The 22,156-nt window shown below is 58.6% G+C and carries 17 protein-coding genes; 2 read left to right on the forward strand and 15 right to left on the reverse strand.

Annotated features, from left to right (window positions below; genetic code table 11):
- Nucleotides 1-46 precede the first annotated feature (46 nt).
- From KI379_RS24460 to KI379_RS24505, 10 genes are all read right to left on the reverse strand, one after another.
- A complete protein-coding gene (locus KI379_RS24460) occupies nt 47-829 on the reverse strand; it encodes an SDR family NAD(P)-dependent oxidoreductase (RefSeq protein WP_212985185.1) in 783 nt (260 codons plus the stop codon).
- Nucleotides 822-3,974, reverse strand: a complete 3,153-nt coding sequence (locus KI379_RS24465) for a glycoside hydrolase family 2 TIM barrel-domain containing protein (RefSeq protein WP_212985186.1) — start codon at nt 3,972-3,974, stop codon at nt 822-824. The genes KI379_RS24460 and KI379_RS24465 overlap by 8 nt, the downstream gene beginning before the upstream one ends.
- Before the next feature lie 55 nt (nt 3,975-4,029).
- Complete coding sequence (locus tag KI379_RS24470) at nt 4,030-4,842, reverse strand: carbohydrate ABC transporter permease (protein WP_076175659.1); 813 nt, start codon at nt 4,840-4,842, stop codon at nt 4,030-4,032.
- Nucleotides 4,839-5,828 (reverse strand): carbohydrate ABC transporter permease, encoded by a 990-nt coding sequence (locus KI379_RS24475; RefSeq protein ID WP_076175657.1) that lies wholly within the window; start codon nt 5,826-5,828, stop codon nt 4,839-4,841. The genes KI379_RS24470 and KI379_RS24475 overlap by 4 nt, the downstream gene beginning before the upstream one ends.
- 25 nt (nt 5,829-5,853) lie before the next feature.
- Nucleotides 5,854-7,119, reverse strand: coding sequence for an ABC transporter substrate-binding protein (locus KI379_RS24480; RefSeq protein ID WP_076175655.1), 1,266 nt, complete (start codon nt 7,117-7,119; stop codon nt 5,854-5,856).
- A gap of 131 nt (nt 7,120-7,250) precedes the next feature.
- Nucleotides 7,251-8,426, reverse strand: coding sequence for a response regulator transcription factor (locus KI379_RS24485; RefSeq protein ID WP_212985187.1), 1,176 nt, complete (start codon nt 8,424-8,426; stop codon nt 7,251-7,253).
- Nucleotides 8,386-10,149, reverse strand: coding sequence for a cache domain-containing sensor histidine kinase (locus KI379_RS24490; protein WP_212985188.1), 1,764 nt, complete (start codon nt 10,147-10,149; stop codon nt 8,386-8,388). Before KI379_RS24490 ends, KI379_RS24485 begins: the two co-directional genes overlap by 41 nt.
- A 215-nt stretch (nt 10,150-10,364) precedes the next feature.
- Nucleotides 10,365-12,074: an amylo-alpha-1,6-glucosidase gene (locus KI379_RS24495; protein ID WP_212985189.1), complete on the reverse strand. Its 1,710-nt coding sequence runs from the start codon at nt 12,072-12,074 to the stop codon at nt 10,365-10,367.
- Between the two features lie 183 nt (nt 12,075-12,257).
- A complete protein-coding gene (locus tag KI379_RS24500; protein ID WP_212985190.1) occupies nt 12,258-13,154 on the reverse strand; it encodes a phytanoyl-CoA dioxygenase family protein in 897 nt (298 codons plus the stop codon).
- Between the two features lie 133 nt (nt 13,155-13,287).
- On the reverse strand, nt 13,288-14,070 hold the full coding sequence (locus KI379_RS24505) for an AraC family transcriptional regulator (RefSeq protein WP_244879425.1): 783 nt from the start codon (nt 14,068-14,070) through the stop codon (nt 13,288-13,290).
- Between the two features lie 207 nt (nt 14,071-14,277).
- On the opposite strand from KI379_RS24505, the gene KI379_RS24510 reads away from it, so the two are divergent.
- Nucleotides 14,278-14,889, forward strand: a complete 612-nt coding sequence (locus KI379_RS24510; protein WP_212985191.1) for a hypothetical protein — start codon at nt 14,278-14,280, stop codon at nt 14,887-14,889.
- A gap of 137 nt (nt 14,890-15,026) precedes the next feature.
- On the opposite strand, the gene KI379_RS24515 is transcribed toward KI379_RS24510, so the two are convergent.
- Nucleotides 15,027-16,589 carry a sigma-70 family RNA polymerase sigma factor gene (locus KI379_RS24515; protein ID WP_212985192.1) on the reverse strand — a complete coding sequence of 521 codons (1,563 nt, stop codon included), beginning with the start codon at nt 16,587-16,589 and terminating at the stop codon, nt 15,027-15,029.
- A 271-nt stretch (nt 16,590-16,860) separates the two neighbouring features.
- Between KI379_RS24515 and KI379_RS24520 the strand changes: the two genes are divergently transcribed.
- On the forward strand, nt 16,861-17,487 hold the full coding sequence (locus tag KI379_RS24520) for a DUF3298 and DUF4163 domain-containing protein (RefSeq protein ID WP_212985193.1): 627 nt from the start codon (nt 16,861-16,863) through the stop codon (nt 17,485-17,487).
- 201 nt (nt 17,488-17,688) lie between these two features.
- Here KI379_RS24520 and KI379_RS24525 read toward each other — a convergent pair whose 3' ends face one another.
- From KI379_RS24525 to KI379_RS24540, 4 genes are all read right to left on the reverse strand, one after another.
- Nucleotides 17,689-18,549 (reverse strand): carbohydrate ABC transporter permease, encoded by an 861-nt coding sequence (locus tag KI379_RS24525; protein WP_084204199.1) that lies wholly within the window; start codon nt 18,547-18,549, stop codon nt 17,689-17,691.
- Between the two features lie 105 nt (nt 18,550-18,654).
- A complete protein-coding gene (locus KI379_RS24530) occupies nt 18,655-19,527 on the reverse strand; it encodes a carbohydrate ABC transporter permease (protein ID WP_076175638.1) in 873 nt (290 codons plus the stop codon).
- Nucleotide 19,528: 1 nt separating this feature from the next.
- Nucleotides 19,529-20,611 (reverse strand): ABC transporter ATP-binding protein, encoded by a 1,083-nt coding sequence (locus KI379_RS24535; protein WP_212985194.1) that lies wholly within the window; start codon nt 20,609-20,611, stop codon nt 19,529-19,531.
- A gap of 54 nt (nt 20,612-20,665) precedes the next feature.
- Nucleotides 20,666-21,982 carry an ABC transporter substrate-binding protein gene (locus KI379_RS24540; RefSeq protein WP_089548646.1) on the reverse strand — a complete coding sequence of 439 codons (1,317 nt, stop codon included), beginning with the start codon at nt 21,980-21,982 and terminating at the stop codon, nt 20,666-20,668.
- Between the last annotated feature and the right edge of the window lie 174 nt (nt 21,983-22,156).

Below are 22,156 nucleotides of genomic sequence, written 5' to 3' on the forward strand. Positions count from 1 at the left end.
GAATGGATTGTTGTAAGGGTTGAAAAAAATCGATAAGCCTTTGGGGTCAGGCGATCCCGCCGCCGTCGACGACGAGCACGCTGCCCGTGACCCAGGCCGACAGGTCGCTCGCGAGAAACAGCACCGCATTCGCGATATCGCGCGGCGTGCCGAGCCTCTCGAGCGGGCGTCCCCCGGCGGAAGCGACGAGGAACGCCGCCTCATCCTGCTGCAGCTGCTTGGCTTCGTCCCGAAGCAGCGGCGTGTCCGTATCGCCAGGCGATACGCAGTTGACGCGGATGCCCGCCGGCCCATGGTCGATCGCCATCGCTCGCGTCAGGTTCACGACGCCGGCCTTGGCGGCGCAGTAGGCCGCGGCGCGGTCCCCGCCTTTCAGGCCCCAGCCGGAGCCCGTATTAATAATGCTGCCTCCGCCGCTCCGCTCCATCACCGGAATGACGTACTTCGATAGGAGATAGACGCCTTTGAGGGACACGTTGAGTACCAGGTCCCAATCCCGCTCCTCCAGCTCGGTCACGCTTTGGCGGCGGATGACGCCCGCATTGTTGAACAGAATGTGGATGCCTCCCAAATCGGCAGCAATTTCAGCCGCGGTCCGTTCGCAGTCCGCGGCCGAGGTGACGTCGCAGTGGCGGAAGGTGGCCAAGCCTCCTTCGGCCCGGATGCCTGCGGCCGCCGCCTCCCCGGCCGCCTCATTGATATCGATCAGCACAGCGTGAGCGCCGAAGCCCGCCAGGAGCTCGGCGGTGGCCAGGCCGATGCCGGAAGCTCCTCCGGTCACGACCGCCACTTTCCCCGACAAGTTCAAAACGTCCTGTGTATTAAGCATCCTCGTTCTCCTCCTTAAGTGGGTATCGTGCGGCCTCCCCGGTCATCTGCCGGCTCAGCCGCTCCGGCGCTTGGTCCTCCGCCATGTACGGCTGCAGCAGCACCCGGAACCGGAACGGTTCCGGCTTCACCGCGTGCTCCGGCGCCTGCGCCGGACCGCAGCTGTTGCTGCCGAGCCCGTTCTGCCGGTAGTCCAGGTTCAGCGTAATATAGTCGCGCGGCTTGAGCTCCGTCATGTGCTTCGCCTGCTCCAGGTCTTGATCCGTGTACCGCCTTGCGCTGAACTCCAGTACGGGCGAGCCTGCCGCAAGCAGTCCCAGCCCGACGCTGTCCGCCATCGAAACCCAGCGCACATCGGTGCGGTTGCCGTTCTCCTGCGGATATACGTACGGCGTAAACAGGCCGTCCACCGTGCTCCGGTACACCCCGAAGCGGCCGGCTTCCTTGCTGTCCGAGTAGCTCTCCCCGGGACCGCGGCCGTACCAGGCCACCCGCTCACAATCCCCCGGGAGCTGCAGCTGCAGCCCGATTTTCGGCAGCATGGACGGCGGCGTGCCGATCGGGGATCCTGCCACGTCCATGATGATGAGCCCGTCCGCCGTCACCGTGTACGACGTCTCGCAGCGGAAGCCCCAGTCGTATACCGGCGGCGCAATCCGCGAGGACCAGGCCAGCCGGACCGTGTCCGCGCCAAGCCGCTCCCAGCGGAAATCGTCCACCCGCTCGGTCAGCCGGTCCAAATGCGCCTTCCGCCAGTCCGCCAGCACGTACATATCGTTATCGATCGGCGCACGCCAGAAGTTCAGCCGCGGTCCGCGCCGGATCAGCTCTTTGCCGTTCATCCGAAGCGAAGTGATGCCGGGTTCAAGCCTGCTCGCTTCCAAGTGGAACCGGTCGCTTGCCAGAATCAGCGCATGCCCTCGTTCCTGAACGGAGAGGGCCCGGCGCAGACTCGCAGCCTCGGCGGACCGGGCTGCTTGATGCCGCGACGCCTCCTCTGCCGGAGCCACAACAGGCAGTGCCAGCTGTGTCCAAGCGACTTCATGCCCCTGCTCCGCCCAGCTGCAGTCGGCCGCCAGCGTAAAGCCGACGTTCAGCCACCGCTCCGTCCCGGCTTCCAGACCGCTTTCCGGACGGTCCCACGCAAAGGGGAGCGCGAGCTCTGCCGATTCCCCCGGCCCCACGGCTGGAAGGGTCAGCACACCGCTGCGCAGGGTAAGGCCATCGGCCGTCACACTGTAATCCGCCTGAAGATGTTCAAGCGTTATAAAGTCATACTTGTTCGTGATGCGGATGCGGCCTGCTTCCGCCCACTCCACACGAACCGGCTCAATGACTTTCTTGTATTCGATCAATCCAGGCGACGGCGTGCGGTCGGGGAAAACCAGACCGTCGAGACAAAAGTTCCCGTTGTTCGGCACGTCGCCGTAGTCGCCGCCGTAGGCGTAATCGTCACGCCCGTCGGCCGTGCGTCTGCGCAGACCGTGATCGATCCATTCCCAGACGAAGCCTCCCTGCAGGCGGGGGAACTTCTCGAAGGTATCGAAATACGCCCGCAGCCCGCCGGGTCCGTTGCCCATCGCATGGGCGAACTCGCACATAATATGCGGCTTTGGATGGTCCGTCAGCTTCCCGAAGCCCTCCATCTTCTCCACGGAGGAATACATCGTGCTGACGATGTCGCATACCTCCGCTTCCCGGTCCTCTTCGTAATGCACAAGGCGCGTCGGATCGTTCGCCTTGCACCACTCGGACATGGCGCGGAAGTTGCAGCCGAAGCCCGACTCGTTGCCGAGCGACCAGAAGATGACGGAAGGATGGTTGTGGTCGCGCTCCACCATGCGCCGGACGCGGTCCACATAAGCTTCCTTCCAGGCGGGATCGTCGCTCAGGCGCGAAATGTTCCCGAGCGGCTCAAACCCGTGCGTCTCCAGATCTGTCTCCTCCATCACGTACAGCCCGTATTCGTCACAGAGTTCATAGAACCGCGGATCGTTCGGATAGTGAGCCGTTCTGACGGCATTGATATTGTGGCGCTTCATCATCAGGATGTCTTCCCGCATCGTGGACAAAGTCACGGTTCGGCCGGTATCCGGGTGATGGTCGTGCCGGTTGACTCCTTTGAGGAGGATCGCTCTGCCATTGACGAGGAATCTGCCGTCCTTCACTTCCACCTGCCGGAATCCCACCCGCTGCGCGATGATCTCGGTCTGATTCCCGCGCGCGTCCGTTACCGTGATCAGCAGATGGTACAGTGCAGGATGTTCTGCGCTCCACAAAGCCGGATGAGCAACGGGCAGGCGGACATCCAAGGTACTGGAGCCATTTTGCACCGATTCATTAGCAGAGGCTGCTTCCTGCCCCGCAGGGTCCATCAGCCGCAGCGAGACGCCTCCTTCCGGTTCAACCCCTTCCAGGTCGAGCCGAACGTTCAGCACTCCCTGCTCAAACTTTGCGTCCAGCTCGGTAACCACCCGGTAATCGGCGACGCGGATCGAGGCGGGCTCGGCGATCAGGTAGACGTCCCTGAAGATGCCGCTCAGCCACCACATGTCCTGGTCCTCCAGGTAACTGCCGTCCGACCATTGATACACGCGGACGGCCAGACGGTTGACCCCCGGCTGTAAATAAGGCGTAAGGTCAAACTCCGAAGTCAGCCGGCTTCCCTGGCTGTAACCGACGAACGATCCGTTCAGCCACACATGGAAGGCGCTGTCCACACCGTCGAATTTGACGGTGATTCGCCGCTCCTGCCAATAGGGCGGCAGCTCGAATTCCCGGACGTAGCTGCCTGTTGGATTGTCATTGGGTACCCGGGGCGGATCCACCGGAAACGGGTAGTCCAGGTCCGTATAATGTGGACTGCCGTACCCTTGCAGCTGCCAGTGCCCCGGCACCCGAATATCCGACCAGTCCCAGCCGGCCAGCGCTTCTTCCCGAAAATCGTCCGGCGCCAGCTCCGGCCTGGTTGCATAGTGAAATTTCCAAATGCCGTTCAGCGATTGGAACCAAGGTGAGCTTCCGCGGTCGCTGCTTAAGGCCCCTTCAGCGTCCGCATAAGGAATGAAATAGGCTCTGCCTTTCATCCGTTTTTTTGCCAGCACGGCAAGATCGTCCCAATCCCGGGGCAGGTTCGTGTTGTTCATGCTTTCCCTTCCTTTCTCTCTCTGGATGCGTCTCCTCACTTGAGCAGGAAAGGCGTCAGCCTTTGATGCCCGTGCTCGCTATGCCGCCGACGATATAACGCTGTGCAAAGAAAAAGATGGCAAGCGGCGGAATGGAGATCAGGCAGGTGATCGCCATAATCGACTGCATATCGACGCCGTACATGCCCTTGAACTGCGACAAGCCCAGCGTCAGCGTGTATTTGGTCTGGTCGTTCAGAAAAATGAGCGGTCCGAGGTAATCGTTCCAGCAGCTCATCATCTGGAACACCGCTACCAGGATGAGCGACGGCCCCATCAAAGGCACGATCACCCGCATCAGTACGGTGAGCTTGCCCGCCCCGTCGATCGTAGCAGCTTCATCTAATTCCCGCGGTAATGTCATGATGAATTGACGCAGCAAAAAGATAAAGTATGCAGAGCCGAACCAGGACGGAACGATCAGCGGCTTGAGCGTGTTGATCCACCCCAAATAATTGAACTCCATATACTGCGGGATCATCGTCACTTCCCACGGAATCATCATCGTGGCCAGCACGATCAGAAACAGCAGGTTGCGTCCCTTGAATTCGAACCGGGCGAAGCCGTAGGCCACAAGCGTACAGGATACCAGCTGGCCGAGGGTGGAGAGCACGGTGACGATCAGCGTGTTTTTCAAAAACAGGTTAAAGGGCTGAATATTCCAGGCATCCGCAAAGTTGCTGAATCGGAAGACGGACGGAATCCATTTGGGCGGAAACAGGTACAGCTCCTGCGGAGACTTGAGCGCTGTCGTAATGGCCCAGAACAATGGCGCGATAAAGAGCAGGGACAAGAGGATCAGCGCAAGATAGCTCAGCGTCTTTTTCATCCTACCCTCCCTCCTTTCGCCGGCTTCGGCTTCTTCTGCGGTCCGCGCTTCATTTCGCCTTCGTAGAACACCCACGCTTCCGACGACTTGAACACCAGGAACGTCAGCGTCAGCACGATCAGGAACATGAACCAGGCGTTGGCGGCGGAGTAGCCCATTTTGAAATATTTAAATGCGTTCTCATACATGTACATCGCGTAAAAATACGTCGCCTTCATCGGTCCCCCGCCCGTTAAGAGCAGCGCCAGCGTCAGCTGCTGGAACGCCGCGATAATCGACGTGATCAGGTTGAACAGAATCGTCGGGGTGATCATCGGCACCGTGACGCTGACAAACTGCCGAAGCTTGCCTGCGCCGTCGATGGAGGCCGATTCGTAAAGATCCTTCGGGATGCCTTTCAGCCCCGCCAGAAAAATCAGCATCATCGAGCCCTGTCCCCATAAGCTGGCGACGACCATGGCGACGAGCGACCATTTGGTGTCGTTCAGCCAATCCGGCCCCTGAATCCCGAAGATCGACAGGAAGTAGTTCAGGATGCCGTAATCGCCGCTGTATACCCAGGACCAGATCATGGCCAGCGCCACACCCGAAATAACGGACGGGAGGTAGAACGCCGTGCGGAAAATCGCGCTGCCCCGAACCTTCTGGTTGAGCAGCATCGCAAGCCCGAGGGCGACAATGATGTTCAGCGGCACGAACAGAACGGCGAATTTCAGCGTCACCATCAGCGATTTCCAGAACAGCGGATCGTCGGTGAACATTTCCACGTAGTTGCCAAGCCCGATAAACGTCACTTTGCCGACGATCGGCCAGTCAAAGAACGAAATGACGAGCGAAAACAGCAGCGGTCCCAGCGTGAAAACCAGAAAGCCGAATATCCACGGAAAAATGAAGAGGTAGGGGGCAGCCCCACCCCGTCTGCGTTTCTTCAAGGCCTTGAGGGCGGCTGACTGTTCCCGTGCCGGGTGGAGGTAGGTTTGAGCCATCTCAAAAACCTTCTTTCTTCAGGTATTATTTCATGTAGCGCTCGCTGTCCTTTACGGCCTGGTTCAGCACATCCTGGGCATTGCTGCCGTGCATGACCGATTCCACCGCGGCGGAAAGCTGCCGGTTAACCTCATTCCACTTCGGATTCAGCAGGAACGCCGGGGTGTTGTCCGAGCGCTCCAGCATCGTATAGTACGGCTTGTAGAGCGGATCCTGGTCCTTTTTCAGCTCGGTCACGACGCTTTGACGCACCGGAAGGTCGGCAACCCGCATTTTGATTGACGCATCGGAAACGTAGAACTTGATGAACTCCCAGGCCAGATCCTTCTGCTTGGAATCCTTCGCGATCGACAGCGCCGACTCAGCCAGTACGCCTTTGACCGGTTTGCCCGGGAAGGCCGGCATTTCAACCGTTCCTACATCGACACCTGCCTGACGGAACGATTCCAGCGGCCAGATGCCGCTTTCCCACATGGCGATTTTGCCTGCCTTGAAAATGTCGTCGCCGCTCTGCTGCCCCTTTCCGCCGGTCAGCACGGCCGAGCCGTTCTTCACCATGTCGCCGAACATCTGGATCGCCTCTGCGGTTTCCTTGCTGTTCATGTAGCCGTCGATCGTCTTGCCGTCAGGAGAAATGAACGAGCTCCCGTTGCTCCATACGAACCCCTGCAGATCGTAAGTGTCATTCTCCGCGCGGACGCCGAAGCCGTACTGCTTCTTGGATTTGTCCGTCAGCTTTCCGGCCATCTCCTGGAATTCGGGCCAGGTCCAGCCGTCCTTCGGATACGGGACGCCCGCCTCATCAAACAGCTTCTTGTTGTAGTACACCACCCGCGTCGTAAAGCCCGCCGGAATGCCGTACAGGGTACCGTCGATTTTGCCGTAATTGAACAGGCCCTTGTAGAAGTCGTCAATATTTAAATCCTTGTCTTTGTCCGCATAGCTGTCCAGCGGCTCCAGCGACTGGTGGTATGTCGGAAAATCCCACATGTACATGACGTCGGGCGGATTGGCGGCGCCGAAGCCCGCGGCGAGCTTCTGATCAAAGCCGTCCGCGTATGCCTCCACCTGCACCTTCGTGCCCGGATGGCTCTCTTCGAACTTCTTGGCGATGTCCTGCTCAATTTTGAGCGCATCCCCCGTATCCCAGGTGGCAAAGCGCAGCGTCTTCTCCGATCCGGAGCCGCCGCCCTGGCCGGCCGTTTCGGCCTTGCCCCCGCTGCCGCCGCAGGCCGACAGTGACATCATCAGCGCCGCTGCAAGAACGATAAGTGAAACCTGTTTTTTCATATTGTCAGCTCCCCTCGCGAATGAGGCATCTCATTTTTGAACCGCTTTCATCGTAACGCTTTTGAAAGCGGTTCAAAACGTGCGATCATCGGCAATTTGGCGTCTTTTTGTTTGAACTTTCGGGCGGGGTGTCAAACTGTCCGGTCCGATTCGCCTTTTTGCACGGTCCGGTATTGGCTTGGAGTCTGACCCGTGCAGCGCTTGAACCATTTGCTGAAATACTTGCTGTCGCCAAGCCCCGTCCGCTCGGCGATATCCTGCATCGTCAGGTCCGTATCCCGCAGCAGTCCCTTGGCCAGCCGGAGCTTGCGCTTGTATTGGAACGCGATAAAGCTGTCGCCGACCGTCTTTTTGAACAGAATGGAAAAATGGCTTCGGCTGAGCCCGACCTCTTCCGCCAGCTCGCTCGCCGACCAGTCGGAACCGGGCTGCTCATGAAGCATGCGCACCGCCTTTTGAATCGGCTCGGGCCAGTCCCCGCCGGATACGCCGTACGCCCGTTCCAGCTCGGCCTCTTTATGCAGGGCGCGGAACGCTTCCGCGATGCCGCTGCTGGTGCCCAAGGGGCCCTTGGCGGACCACTTCAGCCGTCCGTGGCTGCCCTTGGCTTCGATCAGCAGGCTGTTGGCCGCCTCCTGCAGCCCTTCCGGCACGATCCAATAACAGGCGTCACCGCCATAGGGGATAACCGCTTCATTTCCCGTGCCATGCTGTTTCATCTTCAGCCATTCGGCCCACGGCATGCCCCAGCCCTCCGTCCGGACAAGGTACACATGCACGTCCTGGCCGCCAAAACGCCACGCCTCCGCGCGAAGCCGCTCCAGCTCGGCAGGAAATCTGCCGCTGCTGCCGCTGAGCCAGCCGAACAGGAGCGCCTCCAGCTTCTCCTCGTCTAACGGTGCCGGGGACGGACGCCGCTGTAGCTCCCGCCGCAGCTTCTCCAGCAGCCCTTCCAGCTCTTCGTCCTCAAACGCGGTCTTCAGAAGGTATCCCGAAGCCCCCAGCTGGATGCCCTGCTGCGCGTATTCAAAATCCCGGTGGCAGCTGAGCAGGATGATTTTCGTCCGTTCCTCGGCCTCCTTGACCTTGCGCAGCAGCTCGATGCCGTCCATCTCCGGCATCACGATATCGGTAATGACGATGTCCGGGCGGTGCTCCTTGAAGGCTTCCCACGCCTTCGCCCCGTTGGGCGCGTCGGCCACGACCTCCATACCGAACCGCTCCCAGGGCACCGTCGATCTCAGGCCTTTGCGAACGATGCTCTCGTCATCGGCAATCAGCACTTTCAGGTTGTTTGCGTTCTCCATCCGGATGCTCCTCCTTTTTGGGCCAGCGAATCAGTATCGATGTTCCCTCTCCTTTGATTGAACGTACCGTAAGTCCGTACCGCGGGCCGAAATGCAGCTTGAATTTCTGGTCCGCGTTTCTTACGCCGAGACCGCCGCGGCCGCGGGGCTCGGGATTCGGAGCGAACAGCCGCGCAAGCTTCTCTTCGCTGATGCCGGCCCCGTTGTCTTTTAGTTCCAGCAGCAGCTCCTCCCCCTGCTCCCGGACACGCAGCTCAATGACCCCGACCCCGTCAGTAAAGCCGTGGAAAAAGATGTTCTCAAACAGCGGCTGCAGCGTCATCCGCGGGATGACAAACCGTTTCAGATCTTCCTCGCAGTCCAGCCTATACTGGAATACGGCACCATAGCGGATCTCCTGGATTTTCAAAAAATGCCCGATCATCCGCAGCTCCCGCTCCAGCGTAACGAGCTCCTGCGATATATCGAGGTTGCCTTCCAGCACCATCGTCAGGTGATACAGCATTCGGCGGATCTCCTCCGCCCCTTCCAGCCTGGCCTTCCACTGGATCGAGTTCAGCGTATTGAAGAGCAAATGCGGATTGATCTGGTAATGAAACGCCTTCAGCTCCGCCTCCTTCTTGAGGCGCTCGCTTCGCTCCACTTCCTGGACGAGCGACTGCACGCCGCTGACCATCCGGTTGAAGCTGATATCCAGGCTCCCGAGCTCGTCCCGTCCTTCGACCGGAACCCGCGTGTCCAGCTTGCCGAAGCTGACCTTTTGCATCGACTCCTTCAGGGAACGGATGCGCCCCGTAAACCGGGACGTAAACAGATAGGCCAGCCCGAAAGCGAGCAGGCAGGACCAAACCGCAACGATGACCGTGTTCGACCGGATGACCCCCGATGACTGGTAAAACGCCTTGGCAGGCAGCCTTGCCTCGATCTTCCAATGATTGACGGACAGTGTCTTGTCCCAGATGATATCGTTATCTCTCGGCGTAAAGGATTCCGTGCTTTCGTAGACGGTCCGGCCGTCCGGCGCTTGGATCGAAAGATGCGCCTGCGTGTCCTCCTCGAACTGACGGAACATGCGCAGCAGCTCCCGTGCATCCTCCTCAATCAGGATCGTGCTGCCGTCCTGGGCGCCGCCCGGGTTCCGGATCGGCACGGCCAGTCCCAGCACCGCCGGACCGGCTTGCTCCGAGGCGGAAATCGCATGGTTTTGCATATAGAAGCCCAGCCAATAAGGGCCGCTATTCGTGTCGGGCATGCTCTTCCAGGCCGGAATGCCGGCGAGCTTGCCGACGTCGAGGTTATTTTCGCCGTAGTAATAACCGGAGGGCGTAATAATATAAATCCCGGCCGTCTGGTCGTTAGCCAGCGATCTCAGGACGGATTCGAAGTCGTTCTTCTCCATGATTTCGCCGTAGGTGACCGGCGGATCGCTCCCGAGGTCCGCATGGGCGGGATCCAGCAAATATGAGTAGATCGTCTGGCTCATCTGCTTCATGCGGACCAGCATGGAGTCCGACTGCTGCTGCAGCTGGGCTACCGCGTTCTCGCCGTAACGGCCGAACTGGGAGTTGACCGTCCTGGCGGACTGGTAGTAAGAAAGCGCCCCGAGCGAGAGCAGCGGGATCAGCGTCACAATCAGAAAGCATACGAGCAGTTTGGTCCGGATGCTGCGGTAAGCTCCGGCCGGAAGCCAGCGCCGCAGCGGTCCGTGCCGGCGGATATTCATGGCGGATCCCCTCCTCTTCACGGTAGTCGTCTATCTGCATTCTAGCATGGACGGACAGGGGACGGAGCCCTTTCGCCGCGCAATTGTTACCGCTTACAATAAATCCGTGGCTAAGCGCCTTGTTTGCGGAAGCCAGGCACCTTTCAGAAACGGGAAAAGCACCTCCCCGGAGGACTTTTTCAAAAAAGTCCCTTCCGAAGAAGTGCATCATCCCGCTAAAGTTCCCCGTATTCGTGCCCGAGGATCAAAAATACGCTCGACGTCCAGGTAAAAGCCCGGTCCCGCAGCCCTTCCCCCGTCAGCGCGTCGAAGTTCTCAGCCATGCCGCTCTTGTTCAGCATGCGGCAAAACCGCTGCGCCACCTCTCTGGCGAGCTCCGTATCCCCCGCCGCCGCGGCGCCTTCCACGAGCAGCATGGTCGACGGCGCCCAGATCGGCCCGCGCCAGTAGCCGTCGGGCTGGTAATACGGGCTGCGGACGCTTTCGGTCGCCCAGCCGTTGCTGGTGAGAAAACGGCCCTCCTCCCGCAGCCCCTGCAGCAGCGCGGTCCGTATCTCTGCCGGCAGCCGGTTACCGAGCAGGATCGGCACGAACAGCAGCAGGCTGTCGCCTTGCGAGCGCTCATGCGTCCCTGACCGGCATGCCGTGAACCGGCCGTCCTTCCAGAAGTGGCGGAGCATGGCGTCCAGCGTATCCCCGGCAAGCCGGCGCCACCGCGCCGCTTCCTCCGCCTTCCCCAACAGCCCGGCAATCTCGGCCAGAAGCTCCGCCTGCAAAATCAGAAAGGCCGACAGATCCGGGCTTTCCACCGGAATGCCGTTATTGAAGGCCGTGCTGTTGTCCCATCCGGAATCGTTGCCGTGATTGTACTGGGGAATGCCGTCGCCGTCGCCGTCCCGGTACCGGAACCACCAATCCGTCCATTTGGACAGCGGCCCGTATACTTCCCGAAGCTGCGCTTCGCCGATCCAATCGGTCCGGCGCATCATCCAGCCGAGCGTCCAGCCGTGGATCGGCGGCTTGTTGCAGTTCCACAGCTCGTACTTGTCGTTGATAAAATCGGGAAGCAGCCCGCTCTCATCCTGCCGGTCAAAAAAGATCATGAACTGGTCCCACGCCAGCTTCGGATCGTGGCGCACCAGCGCCATGGCGTTAAAGCAGTGATCCCAGCTCCATATATTCGTCATCCAGTTCTTCGACATGTACATCGCTGGGCGCGTCAGGCAGCCTTCGGCCGGAACGAGGCAAGACCACGTAATGTAAGCCGCCAGCTCCCGCCCTTCCTGCCAGTGCGCCGGGACCGTAAGGCTGTGATCCAGCCAGGCCGCAAATTCGGCCTCGGCTTCCTTCACCGCCGCCTCAAAGGGCTCCCAGGCCGGCCGCGGCTTCCACACCGTACGAAACTCTTCAATAGCGAATTCGGCCGTACCCGCGGCACCGTCAGCCCTGAACTCAGCCACGATGCGCGAGCTCTTGATCTTGTCCCATATCACTTCCATCTTCATGCAGCCTGCAAGGCGGGTCAGCATAAACCGGCATTCGTGCGTAAAGCTGTTCACTTCCCAGCTGCCGGGCACCGCCTCGTAGGCATAATCGTAAGCCGCCGGCTGAAAGGTCAGCCGGATGCCGCAGCCTCTGGTCCGGAAGCGCGCGGTGCGGCTGTCCGATATGCACAGCTCTGCATAAGTAGCGCTATCGAGAGCAGCCAGCTTCACGCTCGCGGGATTGGCTTCGGCCTTGAACGGCAAAAGCTCATCGGCATCATCCAGCAGCTCGATGCGGAACGCCTCCCCGAACTTGTCGTCCCCGCCCCGGACGGTGCGCAGGTACAGCCCGGCTGGTCTATTTTTACCCTCAGGCAGCTGCGAAACCGCCAGAAACGTCTCTCTGCGGCTGAAGGGTACTACGTTCAGGTCAAAGTTCATGGCTGTTCTCCTTTTATCCAGGAATATAACGCTTTCATTGTAAACTGCGGCGCCTGGAAGGGAAACGGCCAGGTGTTTCCATGTACCTGCACATTTGTTGGGGACGGCTTTATTTTCCGGGCAATCGTGTCTTTTTGTCAGGTGGGAGGGGGTGCGAATGTTAGATCCGGCAATTTGCCTCCCTCATACGCCCCATTCCTTGCGGGCATCGGCGACCGGCTTGGGCGTCGTTTTGCCCCATGCGTAATGCCCCTTCGGCTTGCGGCCCACCCATCTCTCATCGACCGGCTCCGATGCGAGCTGATAGCGGTTATCTGAGCTGATCCGGTAGCGGTCCGTCGTGTTGTTAAGCGAAGTATGCATCATGTACATGCCGAAAATAATGGCATCGCCTGCTTCGAAAGACGTTGTGGCCCATCGTCCCCCAAACGTATCGACGATCTCCACCGGGTCTTCGGAAAACCAGCCTGTCGCGACATTATCCCGGTCCACATCCATTTCGCCGTACGTTTGCCTAATTTTGCTGAAATGCTGGGAACCCAGGCACATAGCCAACGTTCCGAGTTCAAGCGGCGTGTCCCCGAAAGGGGTCCACATCGTATATACGTTTTTGGTGCCCCTTCCCATATACACGACGTCGTAATGCGCGCCGGTATTCCCGCCATGGGCCACGGCCCGCGGCCATTTATAGTCGTATGTCATCGATTTGCCGCCAAGCAGACGGTCAAAAAAATCCAAGACCGAAGGATGGTTCACCACATCCAAAAATCGGGGGAAGTCCGCCTGCAGCTCTTCCGCGCCGCCGCCCCACATCATGCTGCGGTTGTCTCGGGAAATGCGCCCTTCGTCCAGCGGAGTCCCCGGCTCCAACCTGCCCATGGCCTGGAGTCTGCGTAAAAAATCCTCCCTTGCGGACAGCACCCGCTCGCGGTCATGAAATCCGCGGATCAGCAGGTATCCCTCCTCCGCCAGACGCAATCTCAGCGCTACCGTGTCCCCCAATATATCGTTGCTGCTGCGCAGCTCGGTCAAATACCGGCTTCCCATCACAAGCTCCCTCGTTCCGATCGTCACGTTCATGCCGCTCTCTCCTTTCAAGGTATCACCGCGTTCCTGCCGGAAGCGGGAGATTCCCCCTCATCATAGCCTCTGCTTCAGGAGAAAGTCGTTAATCGAAACCCGCCACAATTTACGCAAAACCGGACCGGATGCCTCAATGATGGTCGCGGCGCTGCCTCGTTCTCCACTCCGACGGAGGACAGCCTTCTGTCTTTTTGAACCACAGCGAAAACGAGTGCAGCTGAGCAAAGCCGATCTGCTCGGCTATCGCCTGCATATCCTTGTCCGTCGAGCTGAGCAGCCACTTGGCTTCTTCCAGGCGGCACATCTGCTGATACTGCTTGGGCGTCATGCCGTAGGCTTTGAAGAACCGTTTGCGGAAGCCTTCCTCCGACAGGCCGGCCATCTCCGCGAGGCTGCCGATGACGATAGGTTCTTGAAGATGCCGGCGGATATAATCGCCTGTATGCGATACCGTGAACGACTGCTGGTCCGGGTGGGAATGCTCGTTTAAAAACAGCAGTAGAATTTCGATCCAGGCCAAATCATTTCGGACCGGCTCTTTCAGCGTAGACGAACGGCTCCTCAGCCATTCCCGGAACAGCCGCTCGTAGCGGTCCTGGTCGAGGCGGGATAAGGCAATGAGGCGCGGTTTGCCAAGGACAACCAGCCGCTCGAACAGCTCACCTATATGCATCGGCAGTCCGTCAACAAGCACAACCCCGAACCGGATCGGGGTCATCGCATGAAAAGAATGAGCGGATAAGGACGGGATCAGCGCGACATGCCCTGCTTCGACCCGCCTTTCCTCCTGTTCATGAACAAAGCGCCCGCTTCCTTCCAACACGACGGTGATTTCCAAATCGGGGTGGCTCCACTGCCGCTCGTCCTCCCAGTCCTTGTCGTGGGTTCCGATAAAACCTCTAATTTCAGGCAAAGTCGCTTCATCCTCCTTGTCCGCCAGCTTGGGCCAAGCCAGGCGCTTGATGATGTTATGTTCACTATACATCAATCGCGGAGAGGAGCTACAGTCCCAAGCTTTATTGCTTGTCCATACTTTTTCATATCTCGGATTTCAGGCTATGGTATAATCAGGAAAACTTATGTTTTAATGGTATATTGACAATAAGGGAGGAACTGGATTATGGGATGGTCGGAATTGCGGGCGGTGCCCAATGATTACGATGAGGAAATCCATGCGGTCGATACGCAGCTGATTGAGCTGCTCAACCACCGGAAAGCCCTTGCGAAAGGGCGCCGGTGTTTTCCGCCTAAGGAAGTGATGAAGGAGTTTGAAGAAAAATTCGACTTGAAGCCTCCCTATTTGAACTGGCTGTTTCATTCGATTAACGGAGGGTTTCATCGCCCACGCTCCGACGGTCCCGGCGAGCTGCAGGGCATCCTGCAGATTATGAAAACGACCGTGCAGGAAGGATACCAATACAGGATCACCCATGCGATGCAGCATGAGCATGGCAGTATCGTACATATCGAAATCAAACAGCTGGAGGATGTGGATGAATTCACTGATTTCCGCCCTCTTCTTCAGCTCGATGTTACTAGCCAAGATAAGGAATACAGTGTAGGGCGCAACGGTTCCCGCGGTGGTGGTGGAATCAGCTCCATGTCCTTTCTCGTCGAACCGCGCCTGCCGGAGCAGCTGGACACCGTTCACTTTGCGCTGATCCCGTTTGAGGAGCCTATGGATTTTAGCCGCAAGGAGATCTTTCTGGATCAGGAGGTTCGTTTCGAGTAAGCCGCTGTGGATGAGCAACAAAGGAAAGGGTCAGGCTCTAGGAAGAACCGAAACAAAGAAGCAGGCAAAATGCCTGCTTCTTCGTCATGATCTGAACCTATGGCCGGTAGTACGGCGTATGCCTCCGATGGCCGTTCCTACTCACTGCATTTCACCAGCCTTCTCCGATCCTGATCCCAACGCCACACAGGCTGGTCACCGCTCAAATGAACGCCTCCGTACCACCGGTCTATGCCGCACCGTTCCAGGTAATCCTCACCGCGTAAAACCCGGGTCCCCCATTCCGTGATCTGGACCTTGCTGTCCCGAAAAGACGGAGAAGGTCCCGCATAGCCGGGAAAAGCTTCCGCCCCCTCCAGCGTCAGCAGCGAACTTGGGCCCTGACACAGGCTGCGCAGAACATCCCAGTACTGCAGGTCGCCCATGCCCAACCCGTGCAGCCGGTCGCCGATCTGCCTGAACAGGTCCAGCGGCGAGTGGATCCCTTCGCTTACCTTTTCCAAAGTCATCTGCTCCACGATCCCCAGTCCGTTATAAACGGAAGGATAACGGGACAGATGCAGTTCAAATGCCTCCCGCACGAACGGAAGCGCCGAGGTATCCTCCTCCAATAGCTGCTGGAGCTTCATCGGATCAGGTGAGGTGTATGCCTCCCAAACCCTGCTGCCCAGCTTCAGCTCTTCCGCTCCGATATGATGCCACGTTCCGGACAATGTCTTCAGCTGGCTGGCCGTTAACTGACCGAGTCCACGGAACAGGCCGACTCCCGGATAATCTCCGATACAGAGCAGATTCAGCTTCGTCCCGCCAAGGGACTGCCGTCCAAACCAGTGCAGCAGATAAGACAGCATCGTTTGGTCAAACAGGTCATGCTCGAACCACAGCACGATTTCGTCATACTGCCGGAATCCGGCCAGTTTTTGCTCCTGCTCTTCGCAGTTCCGGATATATTCATCAGCCGGGATGCCCATGTCTTTCTCAAGGTATCCCGCGCGGACCGCACGGCTCTCCGATTCCGCCGGCTCCAGAAACACCGGGCCTTCCGAATATACCTCGCGCCATACGAGGATATCCCCCTGAACGACTCCCTGCTTGAGCGTCTCGGCGACCGTATCGCCGTTAACAATATGCAGCACGCGTTTTCCTCCTTCGTGTAAATGCTTGAATACATGCGCGAAATCAGCGACCGGCAGCGAGCCCTTCAGCTTGCGTCGTGCGTCGAACAGCCGCTTTTTCAGCGTCGTCACCGGCGTTCCCGCATACTCCGAAATTTCCTGCAGACTATAGCCGTGAAAATAAAACAGCTGGACCGCCTCCCGCATGCCGGGCGATAAGGCCTGGACCGAATCGTGAAGCATCCGGTACAGCTCCTGCCGCGCCACGACCTCTCCGATATCCGGCTGGTCGGGTGCAGTCACTTCCCCTTCCTCCAGCGCGGAAGTCTGCGGCTTTCTGCGAATCAAGCGATAACACTGGCGATGCACAATCGTCCGCAGCCACCCCGGAAAGGCGTCTGCCTGCTGCAGCCGGCTAAGGTGGACGAATGCTTCCGCAAACGCCTCCTGCACCGCTTCCTCCGCCAAATCGTGATCCTGCAGCTTTCCGTATGCGGCCGTATGCGCCATCGCATAATACTGCCGGAAGAGACGGTTTAGCGCATCCCCGTCTCCCTGCCGGGCTTGTTCAATGATCTGCCGCACACCCACTCTCCTCCCTTTGATCATGGTTTCAACCCTATAGTGCAATATCAGATCCGTAAGGTTACATGAGCCTCGGAATATTTTTTAAATATGCTGAGCCTGTTCAGACAAATCGCCTTAACGCGGCGTGACCACTGTTCTCGTATTTACATTATATCGATTAGATCGGCTGACCTCAGGTGGAAGTAAGCTCCCGTGCTCCATTCCCGTCACCGAACGCCCAGGCCCGGAATAGGCTGGTGTATACCATACAACGATTGGAGCGAACCGCATGCCTCAATACGTACCGCCGGTCACCATCCATACCGTCACCTTTACGGCCCCCGGCACGGTGATCCACTATCCGCAGGTAACCGGGCTCGCCGACAAAACGGCCGAAAACAAAATCAACCACACGATCATCCGTACGATCCAGGACATGCAGCGCGCCCAGCAGGCGGTCCAGACGGGAAGCCAGCCGGAAACGACCGGAAATTTCGAGATCAAAACGAACGAGCGCGGCATTCTCAGCCTCGTGCTGAGCAATTACACCTATTCCACACCGATGGCGCATGGATACACGATCGCCAAGGGATTGACCTTTTCCATGCAAACGGGGAACACCTATACCTTGTCCAGCCTGTTCAAACCGGGCTCCCCTTACCAAGCGGTCCTGACCGCCGCCGTCAAGAAGCAGGTGCAGGAGCGGAATCTTCCGGTACTGGATGCGGGGAGCATCACGGTCGCGCCTAACCAGGATTTCTACCTCGCCGACAAGGCGTTGGTGCTCTTTTACCCATTGTACTCGATCACACCCTATTATGTCGGTATTCCGATGTTCCCGATTTCGGTCTATGATCTGCAGGACATCGCCGCCGAAGACGGCCCGCTTACAACACTTGCCGCAGACGTCGTGTAAAGCGGCGCCCCAGGTGACAGGAGCTGAGCAGCCGGCCGTGATCCATTTTCGCAGCCTAAAGTCACCCCTATCTATAGACTGGATAACTCCAAAAAAAGCAAAGAGCTGCATCCATATCGTCTGAGAGACGAAGGAGCAGCTCTTTTACACGTAAGCCTGCGAACATGGTCACTGTGGTACACGTGGCACACAGCATACCTCTTACTTGACACCGTTATACACAAACGCTTTGATGATATGCTTTTGCGCCAGGAAAAAGGCGGCCAGAATCGGCGCGACCAAAATGACGTTGCCGGCCATCAGGATGTTCCAGGTGCCGCCGCCCTCGACCTCGCGGATTTTGGCGATGCCGATCGGCAGCGTCCGCGCCGTTTCGTTCGTCGTCATGACGAGCGGCCAGAAATAATCGTTCCAGTGCGCGATGAAGCTGAACAGGGCAAACGTCACAAGCACCGGCTTCACCATAGGCACCATGATGCGGACGATAATTTTCCATTCCTTGGCCTGATCCAGGCGGGAAGCTTCCACCAGCTCCTCCGGGATCTGCCGGAACGCCTGCCGGAGCAGGAAGATGCCGAACGCGCTGGACGCGAACGGGAGGATCAGCCCGAGATGGGTGTTCAGCAGCTTGAAGGCGCTCAGCTCCAAATATACCGGCAGAAAGATGAGCTGGGTCGGGATCATGAGCGTCACCATGACCAGGCTGAACAAAAAGCCGGAGCCGACAAACCGGTATCTGGCAAATGCGTACGCAGCCGGAATGATCGTCAGCATCTGCAGCAGCAAAATGCTCACCGAAATGACGGCGCTGTTCGTGATGTAATGCAGGAACGGCCCGGTTTGCCACGCGGAGGCGTAATTGCTCCATACCGGATTCCGGGGAATCCATTCCGGCGGGAAGATCATCGTCTCCGGCAGCGTTTTGAGGGATGTCGAGAGCATCCAGACAAACGGCATGGCAAAGATGAGGACCAGCAGCAGCAGCGCCGCCACATTCAACGCCTTCAGCAGCAGGACGGCCGCGGAGCGCAGAAGGGCAGGTCTGCCCGGTGTTTCCAGCATGCGTCCTCCGGGAACGGCGACGGTATGCCCGTCAAAGGCACGGTTTGCGGGTTCCACTCGGTTTTCCCCCTTTTCTAAGATCATAGAAGCAGAAGTTGTTACCGGTTAACGGTAATGAACGCGGCTGGACAGCAGCCTGAAATAGACGATGGTCAGGATGCCGACGATGAACAGCAGGATCACGCCGGCCGCCGAGGCATACCCGATTTTGAAGAAGCGGAAGCCGGCCTCGTAGATGTAATACACCAGCGTATTGGTCGAGTTGACCGGACCGCCCTGCGTCATGATTGCGATCGTCTCGAACACCTGGAACGACCCGATCAAATTGATGATGACGAGGAAAAAGATCGTCGGCGACAGCATCGGCAGAATCAGCCGCGTGAACGTCGTCCACGGCCTGGAGCGGTCCAGGGAAGCCGCTTCGTATATATCCTGCGGGATGCTCTGCAGCCCCGCGATAAACACGAGCGTGTTATAGCCGAGCCCTTTCCACACGGCCACGATCACCAGGGAGATCAGCGAGGTGCTCGGATGGGACAGCCATTCCAGCTTGCCGAAGCCGAACAGGCCGATCACCCAGTTCAAGAGCCCGTATTCGGGGTCCATCAGCCAGCTCCACAAGAGCGAAATCGATACGAGCGAGATGATATGGGGGCTGAAGATCGCCCCCTGTACCAGGCCGTAGAAGAAGCCGCTGCGGTTCAGCCAGATCGCCATGAACAGGGAGAGTCCGGTCGTCAGCGTAACCGTCAGCACCGTATACAGGGTCGTGTTCGACAGCACCTGGCGGAAATCCGGCTCCGACAGCAGATCTACGAAGTTCTGGATGCCGACGAACGTTTTTGTCGGGCTGACGAAGTTCCAGTCGAACAGGCTTAAGTACATCATGTAAAAAATCGGGTAGATAAAAAACATGGCAAAGACGATAATTGCCGGCGCGACCATGCTGTACGGGCGCAGCCGTTCCCAGACGGTCATGCTACACCCCTCCTGCTATCAGCTGCCGTGAGGAGGTCTTCTCATTTGCCGCTCCCGCTGTCTGCACCCGGCTGCCGTTGAGGCTGAAATAATAGAGATGCCCGTGCGGTACGGCGATGTGTACACGCTCCGCCGTCACCAGCGGCTTCAGAAACGTTTTGACAAAGAACGCTCCCGCCTTGGAACGGATCTGATAGATATGCTCCGCTCCCAGGCTCTCCCGCGTCAAGATGTCTCCTTCGAGCACAAGCCCTTCCACCGGGGAGTCCGGATTGATCTGTGCATGCTCCGGCCGGAAACCAACATGGTAGGCTCCGGACACGGGCTGGACGCGCAGCCCCTTGATGTCGCCGACCTTCATGATGTTCATCGCCGGCGTGCCGATAAACTGGGCGGTGAACAGGTTGGCAGGCTGCTCGTACAGCTTCATCGGCGAGTCCGCCTGCTGGACCGCCCCTTCGTTCATGACGACGATCTCGTCGCCCATGGACATGGCTTCGACCTGATCATGCGTCACGTAGACGAAGGTCGTGCCAAGGCGTTCGTGCAGCTGGATCAGCTCCGTCCGCATCTGGTTCCGCAGCTTCGCGTCCAGGTTGGACAGCGGTTCGTCAAGGATAAACACCTTCGGCTGCTTCACCATCGCCCGGGCGAGCGCCACGCGCTGGCGCTGGCCGCCGGAGAGATTCTGCGGCTTCTTGTCGAGGTATGGCCCAAGTCCGACGATTTCCGAAATGTCGGAGACCAGGCGCTCCCGCTCCTTGCGGGAGACGCCGCGGTTCTTGAGACCGAACTCGATATTGCCCCGGACCGTCATGGTCGGGTACAGCGCGTAATTCTGGAACACCATCGCCACGTCCCGCAGACCAGGCGGCGTGTCGTTCACGCGCTGGCCGTCGATGAGAATATCTCCTGCTGTCTGTCTTTCCAGACCGGCCACCATGCGCAGCGTCGTCGATTTACCGCAGCCGGACGGCCCGACCAGGACGGTAAACGAACCGTCCCGGATCGTCAGGTTAAGGTCCTGAATTACGGTTTCTTCCTTGTATTTCTTGCAAATGCCGATCAGCTCGATTTGGGCCATGCCGAATGCCTCCTTGTTTGGCGGGTCTGTTTCATTGCCTGACAGGCGCTAAACTTACTTGCCAAGCAGCTTATCCGACTTGGCCGCGGCTTCGTCCAGCGCCTGCTGCGGCGTCGTCTTCGGATCGATAATCGCCTTCTGGATCGCATCGCGGACGATCTTGGCGACTTCCGGATATCCGTTCTCCATCGGGCGCGGTCTCGCGTATTTCAGCTGGTCGACGGCGACTTTATACTGCGGATACTGGGTAAAATGCTCCTTGAGCTCTTCGCTTTCCACCGCCGACGTACGGGTCGGCAGGTATCCGACATGCTTATGCTGGTAGATCGTGTTTTCCTGGGAGGTCATCCATTTCATGAATTCCCATGCCGCCGCCTTCTCCTCGGCGCTGCTCTTCGACGTCATGACAAGCTGGCATCCGCCTGTCGGCACGCCGTAATCCTTGTTGGCCGGCATGAAGGCCGTCTCCAGCTCAAAGCCGTTCCCCTTGGCGATTTCCAGGCTTTGCGATACGCCGGCGGTTGAGGCGAACTTAAACGCGGAAATTTGGTTCGCCCAATCCTTGTCCGCCGTATCCCCGGCTTCGTCGCCGACCGGCATTTTGATCAGGCCTTCGTTCACCAGCCGCTTCCAGAAGTCCACCGGTGCCACGCCGGCCGCGTTGTTGAAGGTTGCCTTTTTGCCGTCCTCGCTCAGCATCGTGCCGCCGCTTTGGGCCACCAGCGCCTCGTAGAACCAAATATCGACCGGCACGGTCATGCCGAGCTTGCCTTTCCCCTTGAGCACTTTGGAGTACTGCTCGAACTCATCCCACGTTTTGGGCCCGGACGGATCCAGCCCGGCATCCTTCAGCATCGTCACGTTCTTGTACATAATCGGAGTACTGCGCATAAAAGGCAGCCCGTACAGCTTGTCGTCCACGTAGGCGTTCCCCATCAGTCCGGGGATAAAATCGTCCAGCTTCAGCTGATCCTTGTCCTTCTCGGCGTATGAGGTCAGGTCTTCGAGCATGCCGGAATGGGCGAACACGCCCGTGGAGGCAATTTCCAGATCCGTGACCGCCGGGGCGTCCCCAGCCGCAAAAGCCGCCTGGACCTTCGCATGAAGATCATCGTAATTCCCCTGATGCTCGGCGACCACCTCGATCTTGTCCTGGGACTCATTGAACGTTTGGACCATATGCTGCTTGGCTTCCTCGATCTTGTCGCCGAAGGCGTACCAGTACTTGATGACGATTTTTTTATCCGGCTTGGCCGCTGCCGCCTCCGCTGTCTCGCTGCCGGCCGCCTTCTCGGCTCCGCCGCCGCATCCGGCCAGCATGCCCGTCATTACCGCGGACAGTGTAAGCAGTGCGATCTTTTTCTTGAACATCGATTGATTCCTCCACCCTTGAATTTGGTTTATGTCTGCTGTACAACGACGGCTGCAGCCAAAAAAATAAAGAAACCCGAATACCGCCGAGCAGGAACGCTGGCTTAGCGCTCTCTCGACAGATCAGGTTTCTCCATAACTCCAACCGTTCTATTTACTTGTCGATTTCATCAT

The sequence above is a fragment of the Paenibacillus cineris genome (genome assembly GCF_018333335.1).
GTDB classification, from domain to species: Bacteria; Bacillota; Bacilli; order Paenibacillales; family Paenibacillaceae; genus Paenibacillus_AQ; species Paenibacillus_AQ favisporus.

Excerpts from the sequence above, each read along its gene's own strand:
- KI379_RS24525 (WP_084204199.1), bottom strand. The coding sequence starts at position 18,549 with ATGCTGGAAACACCGGGCAGACCTGCCCTTCTGCGCTCCGCGGCCGTC.
- KI379_RS24480 (WP_076175655.1), bottom strand. The coding sequence starts at position 7,119 with ATGAAAAAACAGGTTTCACTTATCGTTCTTGCAGCGGCGCTGATGATG.
- KI379_RS24465 (WP_212985186.1), bottom strand. The coding sequence starts at position 3,974 with ATGAACAACACGAACCTGCCCCGGGATTGGGACGATCTTGCCGTGCTG.
- KI379_RS24495 (WP_212985189.1), bottom strand. The coding sequence starts at position 12,074 with ATGAACTTTGACCTGAACGTAGTACCCTTCAGCCGCAGAGAGACGTTT.
- KI379_RS24535 (WP_212985194.1), bottom strand. The coding sequence starts at position 20,611 with ATGGCCCAAATCGAGCTGATCGGCATTTGCAAGAAATACAAGGAAGAA.
- KI379_RS24520 (WP_212985193.1), top strand. The coding sequence starts at position 16,861 with ATGCCTCAATACGTACCGCCGGTCACCATCCATACCGTCACCTTTACG.
- KI379_RS24490 (WP_212985188.1), bottom strand. The coding sequence starts at position 10,149 with ATGAATATCCGCCGGCACGGACCGCTGCGGCGCTGGCTTCCGGCCGGA.
- KI379_RS24470 (WP_076175659.1), bottom strand. The coding sequence starts at position 4,842 with ATGAAAAAGACGCTGAGCTATCTTGCGCTGATCCTCTTGTCCCTGCTC.
- KI379_RS24540 (WP_089548646.1), bottom strand. The coding sequence starts at position 21,982 with ATGTTCAAGAAAAAGATCGCACTGCTTACACTGTCCGCGGTAATGACG.
- KI379_RS24485 (WP_212985187.1), bottom strand. The coding sequence starts at position 8,426 with ATGGAGAACGCAAACAACCTGAAAGTGCTGATTGCCGATGACGAGAGC.
- KI379_RS24475 (WP_076175657.1), bottom strand. The coding sequence starts at position 5,828 with ATGGCTCAAACCTACCTCCACCCGGCACGGGAACAGTCAGCCGCCCTC.
- KI379_RS24510 (WP_212985191.1), top strand. The coding sequence starts at position 14,278 with ATGGGATGGTCGGAATTGCGGGCGGTGCCCAATGATTACGATGAGGAA.
- KI379_RS24500 (WP_212985190.1), bottom strand. The coding sequence starts at position 13,154 with ATGAACGTGACGATCGGAACGAGGGAGCTTGTGATGGGAAGCCGGTAT.
- KI379_RS24530 (WP_076175638.1), bottom strand. The coding sequence starts at position 19,527 with ATGACCGTCTGGGAACGGCTGCGCCCGTACAGCATGGTCGCGCCGGCA.
- KI379_RS24460 (WP_212985185.1), bottom strand. The coding sequence starts at position 829 with ATGCTTAATACACAGGACGTTTTGAACTTGTCGGGGAAAGTGGCGGTC.